The organism is Pseudomonas sp. NY15364, assembly GCF_048068235.1.
GTDB classification, from domain to species: Bacteria; Pseudomonadota; Gammaproteobacteria; order Pseudomonadales; family Pseudomonadaceae; genus Aquipseudomonas; species Aquipseudomonas mendocina_D.
In genome coordinates, this window is sequence record NZ_JBLUPX010000008.1 from 15,820 (window position 1) to 32,410 (window position 16,591).

Annotated in this window: 15 protein-coding genes; 9 read left to right on the forward strand and 6 right to left on the reverse strand. The window is 57.6% G+C overall.

What is annotated here, in order from left to right:
- The first annotated feature begins 108 nt into the window (after window positions 1-108).
- The 4 genes from ACNFCJ_RS08965 to ACNFCJ_RS08980 all read left to right on the forward strand — a co-directional run bounded on the left by ACNFCJ_RS08965 (window position 109) and on the right by ACNFCJ_RS08980 (window position 3,573).
- Window positions 109-435, forward strand: a complete 327-nt coding sequence (locus tag ACNFCJ_RS08965; protein ID WP_416770896.1) for a hypothetical protein — start codon at window positions 109-111, stop codon at window positions 433-435.
- 92 nt (window positions 436-527) lie between these two features.
- The gene (locus tag ACNFCJ_RS08970) at window positions 528-1,496 is read left to right on the forward strand and encodes a DUF932 domain-containing protein (RefSeq protein WP_416770897.1); all 969 of its coding nucleotides are present in this window, start codon (window positions 528-530) and stop codon (window positions 1,494-1,496) included.
- A gap of 86 nt (window positions 1,497-1,582) precedes the next feature.
- Entirely contained in the window at window positions 1,583-2,587 is a 1,005-nt protein-coding gene (locus ACNFCJ_RS08975; protein WP_273256784.1) for a YqaJ viral recombinase family protein, read from the forward strand.
- Between the two features lie 89 nt (window positions 2,588-2,676).
- Entirely contained in the window at window positions 2,677-3,573 is an 897-nt protein-coding gene (locus tag ACNFCJ_RS08980) for a hypothetical protein (protein ID WP_074941486.1), read from the forward strand.
- A 20-nt stretch (window positions 3,574-3,593) separates the two neighbouring features.
- On the opposite strand, the gene ACNFCJ_RS08985 is transcribed toward ACNFCJ_RS08980, so the two are convergent.
- Entirely contained in the window at window positions 3,594-3,839 is a 246-nt protein-coding gene (locus tag ACNFCJ_RS08985) for a helix-turn-helix domain-containing protein (RefSeq protein WP_074941487.1), read from the reverse strand.
- Between the two features lie 80 nt (window positions 3,840-3,919).
- Here ACNFCJ_RS08985 and ACNFCJ_RS08990 point away from each other — a divergent pair, with 80 nt between their 5' ends.
- Both ACNFCJ_RS08990 and ACNFCJ_RS08995 read left to right on the forward strand, forming a co-directional pair.
- On the forward strand, window positions 3,920-4,264 hold the full coding sequence (locus ACNFCJ_RS08990) for a hypothetical protein (RefSeq protein WP_074941488.1): 345 nt from the start codon (window positions 3,920-3,922) through the stop codon (window positions 4,262-4,264).
- 94 nt (window positions 4,265-4,358) lie between these two features.
- Window positions 4,359-4,988 (forward strand): hypothetical protein, encoded by a 630-nt coding sequence (locus ACNFCJ_RS08995; protein WP_074941489.1) that lies wholly within the window; start codon window positions 4,359-4,361, stop codon window positions 4,986-4,988.
- Between the two features lie 217 nt (window positions 4,989-5,205).
- Here the strand turns inward: ACNFCJ_RS08995 and ACNFCJ_RS09000 are convergent, their stop codons facing one another.
- From ACNFCJ_RS09000 to ACNFCJ_RS09010, 3 genes are read right to left on the reverse strand one after another with little or no spacing between them, the layout of a single operon-like run.
- On the reverse strand, window positions 5,206-8,352 hold the full coding sequence (locus ACNFCJ_RS09000) for a CusA/CzcA family heavy metal efflux RND transporter (protein ID WP_074941490.1): 3,147 nt from the start codon (window positions 8,350-8,352) through the stop codon (window positions 5,206-5,208).
- 22 nt (window positions 8,353-8,374) lie between these two features.
- Window positions 8,375-9,640, reverse strand: a complete 1,266-nt coding sequence (locus tag ACNFCJ_RS09005) for an efflux RND transporter periplasmic adaptor subunit (protein WP_074941491.1) — start codon at window positions 9,638-9,640, stop codon at window positions 8,375-8,377.
- A gap of 57 nt (window positions 9,641-9,697) precedes the next feature.
- Window positions 9,698-10,948 carry a TolC family protein gene (locus ACNFCJ_RS09010; RefSeq protein WP_074941492.1) on the reverse strand — a complete coding sequence of 417 codons (1,251 nt, stop codon included), beginning with the start codon at window positions 10,946-10,948 and terminating at the stop codon, window positions 9,698-9,700.
- A 397-nt stretch (window positions 10,949-11,345) separates the two neighbouring features.
- Between ACNFCJ_RS09010 and ACNFCJ_RS09015 the strand changes: the two genes are divergently transcribed.
- On the forward strand, window positions 11,346-12,020 hold the full coding sequence (locus tag ACNFCJ_RS09015; RefSeq protein WP_003464910.1) for a heavy metal response regulator transcription factor: 675 nt from the start codon (window positions 11,346-11,348) through the stop codon (window positions 12,018-12,020).
- Window positions 12,017-13,450 (forward strand): heavy metal sensor histidine kinase, encoded by a 1,434-nt coding sequence (locus tag ACNFCJ_RS09020; RefSeq protein WP_074941493.1) that lies wholly within the window; start codon window positions 12,017-12,019, stop codon window positions 13,448-13,450. Before ACNFCJ_RS09015 ends, ACNFCJ_RS09020 begins: the two co-directional genes overlap by 4 nt.
- A 778-nt stretch (window positions 13,451-14,228) precedes the next feature.
- Here the strand turns inward: ACNFCJ_RS09020 and ACNFCJ_RS09025 are convergent.
- Entirely contained in the window at window positions 14,229-14,420 is a 192-nt protein-coding gene (locus ACNFCJ_RS09025; protein ID WP_021488260.1) for a hypothetical protein, read from the reverse strand.
- Between the two features lie 141 nt (window positions 14,421-14,561).
- Complete coding sequence (locus ACNFCJ_RS09030) at window positions 14,562-15,902, reverse strand: OprD family porin (RefSeq protein WP_074941495.1); 1,341 nt, start codon at window positions 15,900-15,902, stop codon at window positions 14,562-14,564.
- Window positions 15,903-16,142: 240 nt separating this feature from the next.
- Here ACNFCJ_RS09030 and cadR point away from each other — a divergent pair, with 240 nt between their 5' ends.
- Entirely contained in the window at window positions 16,143-16,583 is a 441-nt protein-coding gene (cadR, locus tag ACNFCJ_RS09035) for a Cd(II)/Pb(II)-responsive transcriptional regulator (RefSeq protein ID WP_074941496.1), read from the forward strand.
- Window positions 16,584-16,591: the final 8 nt, after the last annotated feature.

Genomic DNA, 16,591 nt, shown 5'->3' on the forward strand with positions numbered 1-16,591 from the left:
GCAAGTAAAAGCAATTGTCAATCAACGATGACTTTCCTGCCGCGTTGAATCCATTTTTTTTCAGTCACACATCACCGCAATGACATCCCCACCATGGAGTCTTCAACCATGTCATTGCACTGCCCGAGCTGCGGCTCTCCTCAGGTCTCCACGCACCTCACCGCCATGCGGATTGCTGCCTTCATTGGCATGCTGGGCGGTGCGCTGCGTGGCGCAGGCACCATCCTGCTCACTGTCCCGGCCGTTACCAGTAGCGCACTAGCCAAACCTCCCAACGTAAACCTCAATGCCCTGTCATCGGCCATTCTAAACGGCCTGGTTGGTGCTGCAGGTGGTTGTGCGATGGGTGCTCAGCTTGGCGAAAAACTCGACCGTCATGTGCTGGCCCACAACCTCTGCCTGAGCTGCGGTCACCGCTTCAATCAGCCGGTCTGATCCGGCTGCCCTTCTCTCTCATTCATCTATTAATGCCGGTGCTGCGCAATGCGCAGCGCTTTGTGCCGGCTATTGCTCAAAGGAAATTCATCATGGCTCATCAAGTCGAACAAATGGCCTATGTCGGCGCTACTCCCTGGCATGGCCTGGGCAACAACCTGCCTCGCAAGCAACCTATTGAGGTCTGGCAGCGTGAGGCCGGCATGGACTGGCAAATCCAGGAGTCGCCGGTGCATTTCAAATCGGATGCTGTCGGTCACCTGGGCGCGATCCATTCCTTTCCTGAACAGAAGGTGCTCTACCGCTCCGATACCAAAGCTCCACTGTCAGTGGTTTCCAACCGCTACCACACCGTACAACCGCGCGAGGTGCTGGAGTTCTATCGCGATCTGACAGAGGTCTCCGGCTATGAGCTGGAGACAGCAGGCGTGCTCAAGGGTGGTCGCAAGTTCTGGGCGCTGGCGCGTACCGGACAAGGCACGTCGATCAAAGGCAATGATCAGGTCAACGGCTACTTGCTGCTGGCGACTTCCTGTGACGGCACCCTGGCCACCACGGCGACACCGACCACCGTGCGCGTGGTGTGCAATAACACCCTGACGGTAGCCCTGGACGGCACCAGTCGTGCAATCAAGGTGCCGCACAACACCCGCTTCGATCCCAAGGTGGTGAAGAAGCAGCTCGGCATCGCCGTCTCGCAATGGGACGACTTCATGTACCGCATGCGCGCGCTGGCTGAGCGCAAGGTGCAGTGGCATGAGGCCTTGGGCTACTTCATGAACGTGCTGTGCGAAGTCAGCCCGACCGGCCAACTGCCCGAGCAGTTGCCCAACGAACGCGCCCTGCGCCGCGTGCAGGAACTGTACGAAGGACGCGGGCGTGGTTCGGATCTGGAGTCGGCTCGCGGCACTGCCTGGGGCTTGCTCAACGCGGTGACTGAGTACGTCGACCATGAGCGTCGTGCTCGCAGCACTGAGTACCGCCTCGACTCGGCCTGGTTTGGCCAAGGTGCACAGGTCAAGCAACGCGCGCTGGATGCGGCCCTGCAAATGGTCGCCTGATCTTCCCCTTTTCTACTTCATCCACTCCATAACGCCCGGTCAGTTCAGCGCTGACCGGGCGTTTTTGTGTCCGCGAGGTGAACACCATGAAAGCAACGTCATTGAATGGCAGCACCAGCAAGAAACGCCCTGCCCTGCGCCTGGTCAGCACCAAGGAGCTGCCGCGCGAGGACTGGCTGCAGATCCGCAAGCAAGGCATCGGCAGTTCGGATGCAGCGGCGGCGGTCGGTCTCAACCCCTACAAATCCCAGTTGGAGCTGTGGCTGGAGAAAACCGGCCGCGACAGCAACCTGCCGAAGACCGATCCGCACGACGAGGAAAGCCCGGCTTACTGGGGCAACGTGCTGGAGCCCATCGTGGCCTGGCATTACAGCAAGCGCACGAAACACAAGGTACGTCGCATCAACGCCGTGCTGCAGCATCCCAATCCGGAATTGCCCTGGATGCTGGCCAACATTGATCGCGAGGTGATCGGTACAGACGAGGTGCAGATCCTCGAATGCAAGACAGCCGGCATAAACGGGGCACGCCTCTGGAAAGAAGGCGTCCCCGAATATGTGCAGTTGCAGGTGATGCACCAGCTCGCCGTCACCGGTAAGCAGTCGGCCGATGTGGCGGTGTTGCTCGGTGGTCAGACACTGGAGATCCATCGCATCGAGCGGGATGAGCAGATGATTGCTCGCCTGATCGAACTGGAGCGCCGTTTCTGGCAGTACGTCGAAACGGATACGCCACCGCCTGCCGATGGCAGCGCCTCGGCCGAGCTGGCGCTGCGTTGCCTGTATCCGCAGGACAACGGCCAGGTCGTCGACTTCAGCGGAAATGCCGGTCTGGCGGCTGCCTTCCTGGAGCTGAAGGCTGTGCGTCAATCGATCTCCGAGAAAGAAAAGCGCGAAGCCGAGCTCAAGCAAATGCTGCAGCAAGCCATGGGTGAATCGACCCGTGCTGAGTTCTCCAGCGGCTACGTGAGCTGGCGCAAAGCCAAAGACAGCACCGTGCTCGATGTCGAGCGCCTGCTTCAGGAAAAGCCTTACCTGCAGGCCCGCTATCCGAAACTCAAAGAAGGTAGTCGGCGCTTTCTGATCGGCTGATCACCCTCTTCCACTCAATCCCTCCCCTTGGCCAGCCCATGCAGTTCGCGCTGTGTGGCTGGCCTTTTTTGCTTTCAAGGAGCGCCATCATGCTCAAAGGTCTGGCAATTACCCCGCCCGTGCTCGGGCGTATTTCCATCGGAAAGGTCGTCGAGAAAAACGGCAAGCGCCTGCCGGAGAAAGACGACCAATTCACCATCACCTCTCAGGTGCAGGGCAAGGACGGCTGGCTTCTGCATCCGCTCAATGACGAGCTTCGTCAGGGTAAGGACGACAAGCTGCGTAGCATTCCTGTGCGCTTGTTGTTCAACGAACCGGAGCTGAATTTCCGCGCTAATTACACCCTGTTTGATCGGCAGAACGGTCGACCGGTATGTGTCGGCAACGGTGAGACCTGCAAGCGCATCAGCAAGGACGGCGTTCAATCGCTGCCCTGCCCCTCGCCCGATGCCTGCCCCCTGGCCAAGGGCAATGCCTGCAAGCCCTACGGGCGCATGAACGTAGTGATCGGCGATGAGGATGCCCTGGGCAGCTTCGTGTTTCGCACCACCGGTTTCAACAGCATCCGCACGCTAATCGCCCGTTTGCAGTACTTCCGGGCCATATCAGGTGATCGCCTGGCGTGCCTGCCGCTGGAGCTGCGTTTACGTGGCAAATCCACCCGGCAGAGCCACGGCACGCCGATCTTCTACGTCGATCTGACGCTGCGCGGCGGCATGACCGTGGAGCAAGCGTTGCTCACTGCGCGGGAGCTGGATGAGACGCGTCAGGCAGCGGGCTTTGATCAGGTCGCGCTGGATGCCACTGCGCGTGTCGGTCTGGGTAACGGCATCTTCGAGGACGACGGCGAGGACAGCAGCGCCATTGCTGAAGAGTTCTTTCCGGAGGGTCAGCCCACCGCGTCGAAACCCGACAGCACCGTTCACACCCAAACACTCGCCGAGAAGCTCGAAGCCCAATCCCAACAGCTCGAACCGTCCGCCTAACCACGGGCGATAGCCCTTACCTAGAGGTCTGCATCCAGAAGTAAATCCGAAGGTTTGCAGCCCAGAGCATGAGCAATCCGCGCAATGTTCAGAAATGTCACGTTGCGCTCTCCCCGCTCAATTTTCCCCATATGCGAACGGTCAATCCCAGCCGCATCAGCAAGCGCTTCTTGGGAGAAGGCCTGCTGCGCTCTACGGGCACGCACAGCCTTTCCCAGACGTATCAGGCTTTGGTCTTGATCTTGAGTCGCGGAGATTCTTGGCATGCCGCGAATCGTTTCGTTATGCTGCTAAAACGACCACGGTATTTACGACCCATTTCTTTGATCGCACAGGGAGTACTGAAATGACGCAACTCACTTTTGATGACCTGGCCACCGCCAAACTTCCTCAACTCATCAGCCGCAAGGAGTCCTTCGAGGTCGTAGGCCTCAGCGGCAAATTGCTCGAAGCCGTTCGCCTGGTCGAAAACAAGATTGAGGTCACTGGGCTGACCTGCCGCGTTTACACAGCCGGTCGCATTGGCTTGGCAGCAGGCAGTTTCGCGGGGGGTGTTACGGGTGCCTTGGGATTGCTCACGGCCACCGGCATTGCCATGCACAACCTGCTGACACTCAGCCCTGACTACGTGATCGAGAAGTATCCGACCTACAACCGGATCGTCGTTCGCTACAAGAAAAAGAAGAAGTAACCCTCCCTCACCTTTCTCTTCAGCAATCACCTACGCCACATGGCCTCCATGCAGCTTCTACCTACATGGGCCAAATAAATGAAAAGGAGTCCTCATGACCATATTCAGGAAGTCGCTCATAGCTCTGGGGCTGATCAGCAGCCTCCCTACCTTCGCAGAACAAGTGGAGTACTTCGATTACACGCCCGCCATGAACGTTATGTCCTGTGACACCAAGATGGAGATCCCGACTCTGGGCCTGAGAAGGGCCGATGGCTCCTTGCCAACCCGCACCGTCTACGACTGTCGGCCGGCGGGCAAGAACACGCCCAGCCAAAAGCAGATGGCATTCATCAACCGGGAAACAGGGGAGCGCTTTGTAAAACACACCGCAGGGACTTTAACCATGGAGTGTGGAGAACATGGATGCGCCCTTCAAAATGAGGTCGACGGATACACTCCCGGTGCGCTGCTTGGACAGGGACGCCAGGGGAATTACCTAATCGAAAATGGCTGGTATCTGGACTATGACGCTCAAGGCAATACCGTGGCCTATCGCAACGATGTCGGCCCCAAGAAAAATCAAGCCCCGTTCGGTAGCTCGAAGCCACGCCCGAAGAACTATGGAAAGGAAGCCTGCTATGAAGATGCGCTGGATGAGCTCGAACGCAGATTCGGCGTGCCGAACGAAGACTACTATCTAGAGCTTCAGATTCGCGAAGAATGCGGCCTACCGCTTCAGTAAGCGACACTAGTATCAGCTCAGATCCCGCGCCAATCGGCGCGGGATCACTTTTATTTTTTGCGATTACAGTATCCTTCAAATGGCTGCTTTCGACAGACTCTGTTGAGAAATGGGCCGGGTAACTAGGCCTTACGCGCCATCCGTTACCAACCCATTGAGCCATTGCCACTTCGCCGGTTCGTAATAATTCCGCACCAGCGCCGCGATATACTCGCTCTCAGTCTTTCAGCTCAGCCTCCTCCTCACGCCGATAGGCCCAACGATAGAGCGCAGGCAACACCAGCAGCGTAAGTGCGGTAGAGGACAGAATCCCACCGATCACCACAGTCGCCAGAGGGCGCTGTACTTCAGCCCCAGTCCCAGTCGCCAGAGCCATGGGCACGAAGCCAAGTGATGCAACGAGCGCAGTCATCAATACCGGGCGCAGACGTTGCAGGGCACCGTCGGTGACGGCCTGCTGCAACCCCATTCCCTCCTCGCGCAGATTACGAATGAAGGAAATCATCACCAGACCATTGAGAACCGCCACCCCCGACAGAGCAATAAAGCCCACCCCGGCGGAGATCGAAAGCGGTATGTCACGCAGCCACAGCGCCATCACGCCACCGGTCAACGCAAAAGGAATACCGGTAAACACCAGCAAGCCATCACGCACGTTGTTGAACATCATGAACAGCAGCATGAACACCAGCAGCAGGGCAACCGGCACCACCACTTGCAGACGTTTGGCCGCCGATTGCAGTTGCTCGAACTGTCCGCCCCAAGTCGTCCAATAACCGGCTGGCAGCTTCACATCGCTGCGAATCTTCTCTTCGGCCTCTTGCACAAAGGAGCCGATGTCACGCCCCCGCACGTTGGCACTCACCACAACCAGGCGCTTGCCATTCTCGCGACTGACCTGATTTGGCCCTGGCGCCAGTTGCAGACTGGCCACCTCAGAGAGCGCGATAAAGCCGACGCTGGTGGCTGCCCCCGTTGCTGGAACGGGTATCAGCAGTCGCGAGAGCCCCTCGATATCGGTACGCAGGTTTTCCGGTAGACGTACTACCAGATCGAAACGGCGATCCCCCTCGAATAACGTCCCCGCGCGGCGCCCACCGACAGCCACGGCGACGGTTTCCTGAATGTCACCGACATTCAGACCATAGCGAGCCGCCTTGTCTCGGTCGATGGCCACGGTCAGCACCGGAAGGCCTGTTGTCTGCTCGGCCTTCACCTCGGACGCCCCATCAATACCGCCCAAGGTCTCGGCCACTTCGGCTGCCGTGCTATTGAGGACGTCCATATCGTCGCCGAAAATCTTCACCGCGACATCGCTACGCACACCCGATATCAATTCGTTGAAACGCAATTGAATAGGCTGCGAAAGCTCGTAGTTACTGCCCGGCACCAACTCGGCAGCGGCCTGCAGCTCGGCGATCAGAGTCTCACGCGACTTTTTCGGATCAGGCCATTGATCACGCGGCTTGAGCATCACGTAGCTGTCGGAAATGTTCGGCGGCATCGGGTCGGAGGCGATTTCCGCCGTACCGGTACGCGCGAATACTCGCTCCACTTCCGGCACCTTGGCCAGAATGGTCTCCTCCAGGCGCATCTGCATATCCACCGACTGCGTCAGGCTGGTACCTGGGACACGCAGCGCCTGCAGCGCGAAGTCCCCCTCACTGAGACTCGGCACGAACTCGCTGCCCATACGTGATGCCAGCAGACCGGAGAACAGAACCAGCGCCACAGCCGCACTGAAGGCCAGCATACGCCGCCGCATGACCCAGGCCAGCACTGGCTCGTAGGTGCGTCGGGCAACGCGCATCAGCGCGTTTTCCTCTTCCTTCACCTTACCGGTGACGAATAGCGCAATGGCCGCAGGAACGAAGGTCACCGAAAGGATCATGGCCCCGAACAGGGCGGTCACCACGGTAAAGGCCATAGGGTGGAACATTTTGCCCTCGACCCCGGTCAGGGCGAAGATCGGCAGGTACACCACCATGATGATCAACTGACCGAAAATCAGCGCACGACGAGCTTCCTTGGATGCCGCGAAGACCTCATGCAGACGCTCACTACGGGTCAGCTCGCGGCCAAGCCTGTGCTGCGCATGAGCCAGACGGCGAATAGCGTTCTCGACGATGACCACGGCACCATCGACGATGATGCCGAAGTCGAGTGCACCCAGACTCATCAAGTTGGCGCTGACCTTATTGCTGAACATGCCGGTGAAGGTGAACAGCATCGACAGCGGAATGACCATGGCAGTGATCAGCGCCGCACGGATGTTACCGAGGAACAAGAAGAGGATGACGATAACCAGGATCGCCCCTTCGATCAGGTTCTTCTTGACCGTGGCGATGGCCTTGTCCACCAGATTGGTGCGGTCATAGACGGTCACCGCAACCACCCCTTCAGGCAGCGAACGGTTGATCTCCTCCAGACGTGCGGCCACGGCCTGCGACACACTGCGGCTGTTCTCGCCGATCAGCATGAACACTGTTCCCAGCACGACCTCGCGACCATTCTCGGTCGCAGCACCAGAACGTAGTTCACGACCCAACATCACCTGCGCCACATGACTGACACGAATGGGCGTGCCGTCCACATTGGCCACGACGATATTAGCGATATCGTCCAGCGTGCTCAGTTGCCCAGGTGCCCGAATCAGTAGTTGCTCGCCATTGCGCTCGATATAGCCAGCACCGACGTTGGCATTGTTGCGCTCCAGCGCCAGCAGCAGGTCACCCAGCGTCAGCTTGTAGGCAGCCAGGCGTTTGGGATCTGGAGCGACCTGGAACTCCTTGGCGAAGCCACCAATAGTGTTGATTTCGGCAACGCCAGGCACCGTGCGCAACTGCGGTTTGATGATCCAGTCCTGGATCACCCGCAGATCGGTTGGTGTGTAAGGCGTACCGTCCTCCTTGAGTGCACCCTCCTCGGCCTCGACCGTCCATAGAAAGATTTCACCCAGGCCGGTGGAAATCGGCCCCATGGATGCCTCGACCCCCTCGGGCAATTGCTCCTTGGCACTTTGCAGGCGCTCGTTGACCAACTGGCGGGCGAAATACAGATCCGTGCCATCCTCGAAAATCACGGTAACCTGCGACAGCCCCGAGCGTGACAGCGAGCGGGTCTGTTTCAAATGCGGCAGGCCGGCCATGGCCGTTTCAATCGGGAAAGTGATGCGCTGCTCGGTTTCCAGCGGCGAAAAGCCCTCGGCAGCGGTACTGATCTGTACCTGGACGTTGGTGATGTCGGGAACGGCGTCGATCGGCAGCTTCTGATAGCTGGCCACGCCCACACCGGCCATCGCCAAAACGGCCAACAGCACCAGAAAGCGCTGTTCTATGGCGAATTGAATGATGCGCTCAAACATGAAAAATACTCGTCGGTGAGGATCAGTGCGCGTGTTCGGCGCTGCCTTTGCCCAGTTCGGACTTGAGGATGAAACTGCCTGTGGCAGCTACACGTTCGCCTGACTTCAGGCCTTCGCGTACCTCGACGAAGCCATCGCTGCGGGTGCCCAATGTCACCGGACGCACTTCGAAGCCTTCAGCGGTACGCACGAAGACACTAGTCTTGTCCTCGACATCCTGAATCGATGAAGCCGGCACCACGGCCGCGGCCTCATGGCTTTCAGTCGCCAAGGCAACCGAGACGAACAGGCCGGGACGCCAAATGCCGTCGGCGTTATCCAGGTCGATGCGGCCTGTCGCCGTCCGCGTCTGCTCACCCAGCAGGCGGCTGATGTAAGCCACCTTACCCGTAGCTTCGCGCCCCAGCTCTGGCGCACTGACACGTACTGACTGCCCGACTTTCACCTGTTCCAGATCACGTGGGGAAACGCTGAAGGTGACCCAGACGCGACTCAGATCAGCCACCGTGAAGGCATTACTGGTCTCACTGACGACTTCGCCAGGTACCAGGTGCTTCTCCACCACCACACCGGAAAAAGGTGCACGCAGGTTGTAACGGCTGCCCTCGCCAGCCTCGCCCTGAGGGCTGATCGTCTTGCCCTTCTGTCGGGCATTGGCCAGAGCGATCTCGGCCTCCTGTAGCGTTTGCCGGGCCTGGAGATAATCCTGCTCGGCCGAAATACCGTCCTTCCACAATTGGCGTTCACGCTCGAAGGTCGTGCGGGCCAGCTCAACGCGTCGAGCGGCAGCCGCCATTTCACTGCGCAACTCGGAAACCTGCTGACTGACGATAGTCGCCAGGCCATCCCCAGCAGCCACCTTCTGCCCCAGCCCGACCAGCACGCGCTCGACCACGCCAGCGCTGGGCGGCACGACATGAGCCGTGCGCTCCTCGTCGAAATTCACCTCGCCAGGTAGAGAGATGTATGTGCTCATGGCTCGCGCTTGTACGTCGACGAGCTCAATGCCCGCAGCGGCTATTTGCGCCTTGCTCAGCACCAGCCCCCCCTCTTCGGCATGCCCCCCCGCGGACTCACCGTGATCATCGCCAGCCTCGCCATGATCATCGTCGGCATGTTCGTCCTCGACCTCACTGACCTGCCTAACCTTGACTGCATCAACGCTGTCGTTACTGGCAAGCATGTGTCCGATTTCTGCGGCATAGCGCCCGCCGTTGTAGAACAACGCACCACCGACGAACCCCAAGGTCAGGGCCGCCGCGATGGCAACACCAAGTTTCTTCTGCATGAACAACCCCAAAAGATGATCAGTAACCGGCATCGCGCCGATCGTCGTGACAGGAAATCAGTAGCTATCCGCTTGGGCAGACAGATCGCCGTAGATGCGCTCCAGGCGAACCCAGGCATCGAGTGCTTCGCCGAGTGCCTGCAGGTAACGGGAGCGAACGTCGATCAATGTGCGCTGGGCATCGAGCACATCGATAAAACCGAACTTGCCCATCTGGAATCCACGCGTCGTGTTTTCCAACGCGGTGTCCGCGGACGCGAGCAAGTCACCTTCGAAGCCGCTAATTGCTCCCTGCGCCGTTCGCCACTGCTGATAGGCCTGCTGCACCTCACTGCGTAGGCGTAACTCGGCAGCATTTCGCAAGTCGCGCGCCTGATCAGCCCGCCGCGAGGCAGCCAGAACATTGCCCTGGTTGCGATCGAACAGAGGCAGAGGCATGGACAAACCAACAAGGTTGACGCGCTCACGATCCTCACTGCTGTATTGACTGCCGAGGCTGACCGTCAGATCGGGAATCCGCCGGCTTTTCTCAACGGCGATTCCGGCCTCCTGCCGGTCGATCTCGACCCTGGCAAGACGCATCTGCGGGACTTTGTCCAGGCGGCTCAGAAGTGCGACTTCGGAGGGTATTGCGGGCATATCGGTAACATCGCCACTGAGGCTAGGCTCACCACTGGCGGATGCCCCCCCAATCAAGGCCAGCAACTGATTCATGGCGTTGATGTACTGATCTCGAGCCCGTGCGGCCTCAAGTCGAACCTCTTCGTACTGCAGCCGGGCGCGCGATGCCTCCAGGGCAGAGGCCTTGCCCGCCTTGACGCGCGCATCGACGACCGCCACGCCGCGCTCGCTCAGGCGCTGTGACTGCTCAGCCAACTCTTGGCGCATCTTCGCCAACAAGGCTCCTTGGAAAGCCCCTACCACCTCGGCACGCAGCTCATTGCGCAGTTGCTCCTGACCGATCGCAGCACTGTCGATACCGCGTTCGGCCATTTCTATACGGGCGCCGCGCTTGCCGCCCAGCTCGATAGGCTGGCTGATCTGTACCGTCGTGGTTCTCGTAGCACTGCGGGTGTCCTCAACCTCCCAAGACAACTCCGGATTGGGAATCACACCGGCTTGGCGACGCTCACCTTCTGCGATGCCGACATTGCGATCACCCGCCATCAACGACGGGTTGGTCTGCAATGCTTGCCCCCATGCGTCGCCCAGGGTGATCGGCGTTGATGCCACGGCCTGGCTCACGATGAATGAGCAGGCAACAGCGAGGCAAAGTGCCTCAGCAATTCTCGAATAACGCCTCGACAAGGGCTTTTCCTCCACACCTGGATAAATTCGGAGACATGCATGAAACCTCCGAAAACTTTATTCGGTGCAGAATTTAGGGAGCCTCACCTATCGTCGAGGTGACTGCAAAATTACAAATACGTAATGCCCAACCACGCCATATAACGCTGTATTAACATGCCGCGAATGCAACAATCATTCGAGTCATAAAGTTACAACTGGACATATAAAAAGCATCATAAAAGCAACCGGCGGCGTACACGGACGGGGCTGTAGCCCTCTAAATCAGGGGGCTCCCGCTTGACCCTGTAGTTACTACAGGGATCATCATCCGCCACGCAAATGCCGATCGCCCCCAAGCCCAACAATCATCGCGACTCGATAAAAATTTCTCTCCCCCACCAAGGTCAACTACTACATGCGAATCCTGATTGTTGAGGACGAGCTTAAAACTGCCGAATATCTCCACCAGGGACTTACCGAGAGCGGCTATGTCGTCGATATTGCCACCAATGGTGTCGACGGCTTGCACATGGCGGCCCAGGCGTCCTACGAATTGATCATCCTTGATGTCGACTTACCAGAGATCGATGGCTGGGGCGTACTGGCCAGCATTCGCCGTAATAGTCGCACCCCTGTGATGATGCTGACGGCACGCGGGCGCCTGGCCGACAAGCTCAAAGGCTTCGACTCCGGTGCCGACGACTATCTGGTGAAGCCATTCGAGTTCCCCGAGCTTCTGGCCAGAGTTCGCTCGCTGCTACGAAGAGGTGAACAGGTCAGCGCGCCAGACGTGCTCAAGGTCGACGACCTTGAGCTGGATCCAGCCCGCCACCGCGCCTATCGCAACGGCCAACGAATCGATCTGACCACCAAGGAGTTCGCTCTGCTGCACCTGCTGATGCGACGCAGCGGCGAAGTACTCTCGCGCACCCAGATCATCTCGCTGGTCTGGGACATGAACTTCGACTGTGATACCAACGTCGTCGAAGTTTCCATCCGCCGCTTGCGCGCCAAGATCGACGACCCTTTCGAGAACAAACTGATCCACACCTTGCGCGGCGTCGGCTATGTACTGGAGGCTCGTCAATGAGGCCTGCCAGACTCTCAAGCCAACTCAGCCTGTCGGTCGCAATACTGGGCCTGATACTGGTTGCACTGCTGAGTGCGCTGGCTTATTTCTCGTTAAGCCGGCAGCTCGACTACATTGCAGAGCAAAGCCTCGAGGACAAGCTTCAGCAAATCCGCCATGGCATGAGAGAAATCAACACTCGCCCGGAAGTCGGTGACCAGGCCCACAACATCAGAGATTTGATCAAGGGCCACGATCGCCTTTCGCTCGCTCTTTATGATGACAGCTCGTCTCCCAAGGAAATCATGAGCGTGGGCCAGACACAGGAGGCCCTACCTTCCTTTATAGAAAACGCCAGCGAGACCATCGCCTTCGAACATTGGCGAGATGCGCAGGACAAGCAGCTCTTGACCGCCTCGCAGCTTATTCTGCGTAAGGACGGATCACGAATACGCGCCGTCCTTACACTGGAGCGCTCCGCTGACCAAGCACTGCTACATGCCTATGTCGAATCCACCTTGATTGCCCTGCCCTTCGTACTGGCTCTGATCGCGGCCGGAGCCTGGTGGATCGCTCATCGCGGCCTGAGCTCCCTGAATCAGTTCCGCAAGGTTGCAGAACTCGTCTCGACCCAGGATCTGAGCCATCGCCTGCCACTGGATAACCTACCGCAGGAGCTTCGCGAATTGGCTAACAGCATCAACTTCATGCTTCATCGCCTGGACGGTGGCGTACAACAGCTTTCGCAATTCTCTGACGACCTGGCACATGAATTACGCTCCCCCATCACCAATCTGATCGGTAAAGCGCAGGTGACGCTCTCACGGGAACGCCCGCCAGAGGAATACAAACTGGTGCTGGAGAACTGCACTGAGGAGCTCGGCCGGGTCACACGGATCGTATCGGACATGCTGTTTCTCGCCCACGTCAGCCATCCGGCAGCACTTATCCCCTTCGAGGCAATTGCACTGCACGAAGAGGCAGAGAAAGTAGTGGAGCTTTTCAGCCTCACGGCCGAAGAAAAGGACATCAAACTCAACGTATCAGGGTACGCAACAATTAATGGCGATCGCTTGATGGTACAGAGAGCTATCTCTAACCTGCTATCCAACGCCATCCGCCATAGCCCGGAAGGCTCGAAAATCGATATTGACCTCGTCACTAACACGACGAACGCCACCCTGGCAGTGAGCAACCCAGGTGCAGGCATTCCTCCCGAGCACCTACCCAAACTGTTCGAGCGTTTCTATCGCGTGGATCGTGGACGGTCACGTGCTGATGGCGGCACCGGGCTGGGCCTGGCCATCGTGCGTTCGATCATGAGCCTGCACCATGGCCACGTGGGCGTGAGCAGCATCGCAGATCAGACCACAGTTTTTACGCTGTACTTCCCTTTACCAAAGCCCTTGATCGAACAGGCCCGCCAAAGCGCAACGGAAAAGACTGCTTAATCGAATTGCGCCAGGGATGGCGCCCCCTTTTCGCCCCATCTACGTCGAATACAAGCCCCTCACCAGACGACACATTTTCTCAGTTTCAGCCGCCCACTTCGTCCCCTACAGACATTCACCTCATGGTAGATGGTGTGGTTCTCCTTGCTCAGACGCCGACTCGCCATCTTTCACACCGAGGGAGGCCGCTGCTGCCAGGCATAGAAACCGTTGCTTAATACCCACAGCAGCCGGCACATCAGTGCTACGGGATAGAGACCGACCAATGCCTCGACAGCGCGAAACTTGACTCCGTGGGCTGTGAGGAGATGGCGAGCGTCTTTAGAGCATCGCATTACTGGTGACCTGAGCCAGCCGCTGGCGCAGCTCCACACTTTCACCACTCACACTGCTGTTCGTTCTAGCACTTCCACTTGCCCAACAGACTTTCAGCGATACCAAGCGTCTCTCGAACATATGACGAAGCGTCGTGCCAGTAAGCACTGCTCTACCGTCTCTCTTTTGAATTATTCGGAAAACGTCGCCTGGTATGGATCATGGACACTTATTACGGCAGACACTATCCACTATCAATCAGTGCCCACTCAACTTGGGATAGAGCAAACTCAAGTGGAGAGATATCGCGCCCACAAGACTAAGCAGTTCCAACCCAATTCTTTGACGAACAAAAAAAGCGCCCCCAAAGGGGCGCCAAGGAACCATCTCTCACCAAAGGAGCGGGAGCTACCAAGAGATGGACTGGAGAGAGCGAGCAGGACGGCTGCGTTAGTTCATACGCTCAATCGTCTTGCTCACTCTGAGCACTTTGGGACTTCTGCTGCTCAACGGCGTTGTCACCATGAATACGCTGTTGATTCTCACGGAATTGCTTGACGGCATTGAGAGAGCGCTCAGAGCCATCTTCTGCAGAGGCAACCATGCTGGCTGCCCCCAGAAACACGATAAACAGAAACTGGGAAAAAACTTTCATATGCACCTCGGACTGACTGAGCAAATATGGAAACGAATGCTTCGAAGACAGTCTCATGTTACGGATCGGCACCTAACATGAGCATGAGGTTCAAATTACAATCTTGTCAGAGAGGGGCGGCTATGCCGCCCCTGAATGTCGTTACAGCACCTGAAGCGGATACTCGACGATTACACGCACTTCATCGAGGTCGCTTTCGTAAGCAGTAGCGCGAGTGGTCATCTGACGTACACGCACGGACAGATCCTTCAGAGAACCCTCGAGGAACACGTATTTGACCTCAAGGTTGCGCTCCCAGCGCTTCTGATCGGTCAGCGGGTTACCGGCATCATCCGTGCGCATGTAGGTGCTGTTGGCATTGGAGTAATCCGCATCACGTCCCAGCGCGTAACGCGCCATGAAGCTCAGCCCTGGCACACCAAAGTCAGCCATGTCCAGATCGTAGCGCACCATCCAGGAGCGTTCCTTGGGCGAGTTGAAGTCGCTGTACTGAAGGGAGTTGTCGAGGAAGATCGAGTCGGACTGACGCAGGTAGTCAAAGTCGTCATCGCCGTTGTTACGCTGGTGAGAGAGCGCTACACGGTGAGCGCCGTACTTGACACCGATGCTACCGCTATAGATGTTGTTACTGAAATCACCCAGCTGCTTCTTACCTTCGTCGGTGGCGTTGTAGTAATTCAGACCACCAAACAACGACAGGTCCTCGGAAAGTGGGTAAGTCCACCACATGCCAGCGTAGTACTGATCCCAGGCATCCTTCAAACGGCTGCTGTAAAGGCTGAAGCCCAGGTTGTCGTTGAGCTCGTAGTCACCACCAAAGTAGCCGACCCAGGGAGAGTCCACCTGCCCAGCATAGAAGGTCGCGAAATCACCGCGTGAAGTGCTCTCCTGCGGTTGGCTCATGGCATGTAGACGACCGCCTTGCAGGGTCAGGCCCTCTATGCTTTCGTTGACGACCGTCACACCTTTGAAGCTCTGCGGCAGCAGACGAGAGTCCCCGTAGTGCACGACGGGCGTGGTTGGGAATACGTCACCGGCCTTGACGACCGTATCAGCGAAGCGCGCCTTTACCGCGGCCCCCACTTTCGAATACGAGTCCTCGGCACGATCATCGCTGTCGACCGGGAACATGTTGACACTACCACCGGGACCATAACGTCCATCACCGGTATCAAGCTTCAGGCCCAGTCCGGCATAGGCGTCAATGCCGAAACCAACGGTTCCCTGAGTGAAACCGGACTCGAAGTTAGCCATGATGCCGTGCCCCCAAGCCTCGGTGTAGCTGCTGCGCTCACCGTTGGGTAGTACCCTGGCCTCCCCCTTGCGAAAGTCCCGGTTGAAATACATGTTTCTGTTAAGAATATTCAGGCTACTTCCTTCGATGAAGCCTTCGGCAACCTGAGACTCGGATGCCTGAGCCATCGCGCTTGCACCGAATGCCAACGCGGAGATGATCGCCATGGTTAGAGGACTTTTTTTCATGCATTGCTCCTGATGCTTACCGGCAGTTCTGGGATTGTCATAGGCCGATTTCTTCTTGTGGATTTGGCCCCTCTATCCTTGCAACCTCCAGATAACTCGAAGATGAGCGCTGCATTACAATTTCGTAATCAAAGAACCTCTTCATTTCCAGGCTGTCACGAAGCCATCAATCTAGATGATGGCAAGCCGCTCTAACGGCTTTATCAGCCCCTCATGCTGGCGTACTCTGGAAGCATCATTATGAAAATTGGTGAACTCGCTAAGCTAACTGGCTGCCCAGTGGAAACCATTCGTTACTACGAGCATCAGGGATTACTACCCAGCCCCTCGCGCAACAACAGTAACTATCGTTTATATAGTCAGCTGCACTTCGAACGCCTGACATTCATCCGCAATTGTCGTGCACTCGATATGACATTGGAAGAAATAGGTCGATTATTGGCAATGCATGATCGGCCGCATGCGAGTTGCGCACTCATTAGTACATTGGTGGAAGAACACATCGCTCATGTCGAGGCACGCATTCAGAATTTGCAGGCACTGCATGCGCAGTTGCGCGAATTGCTCGGGCGCTGCAAGGGAGGAAGTGAAAAAACGGCATACTGTGGCATCGTACTCCAGTTGAGCAGCCACGGTAGCGGTTCGTCTTTATCAAATGCTGAAAAAAACGAATTGAAGTGAATCATGTT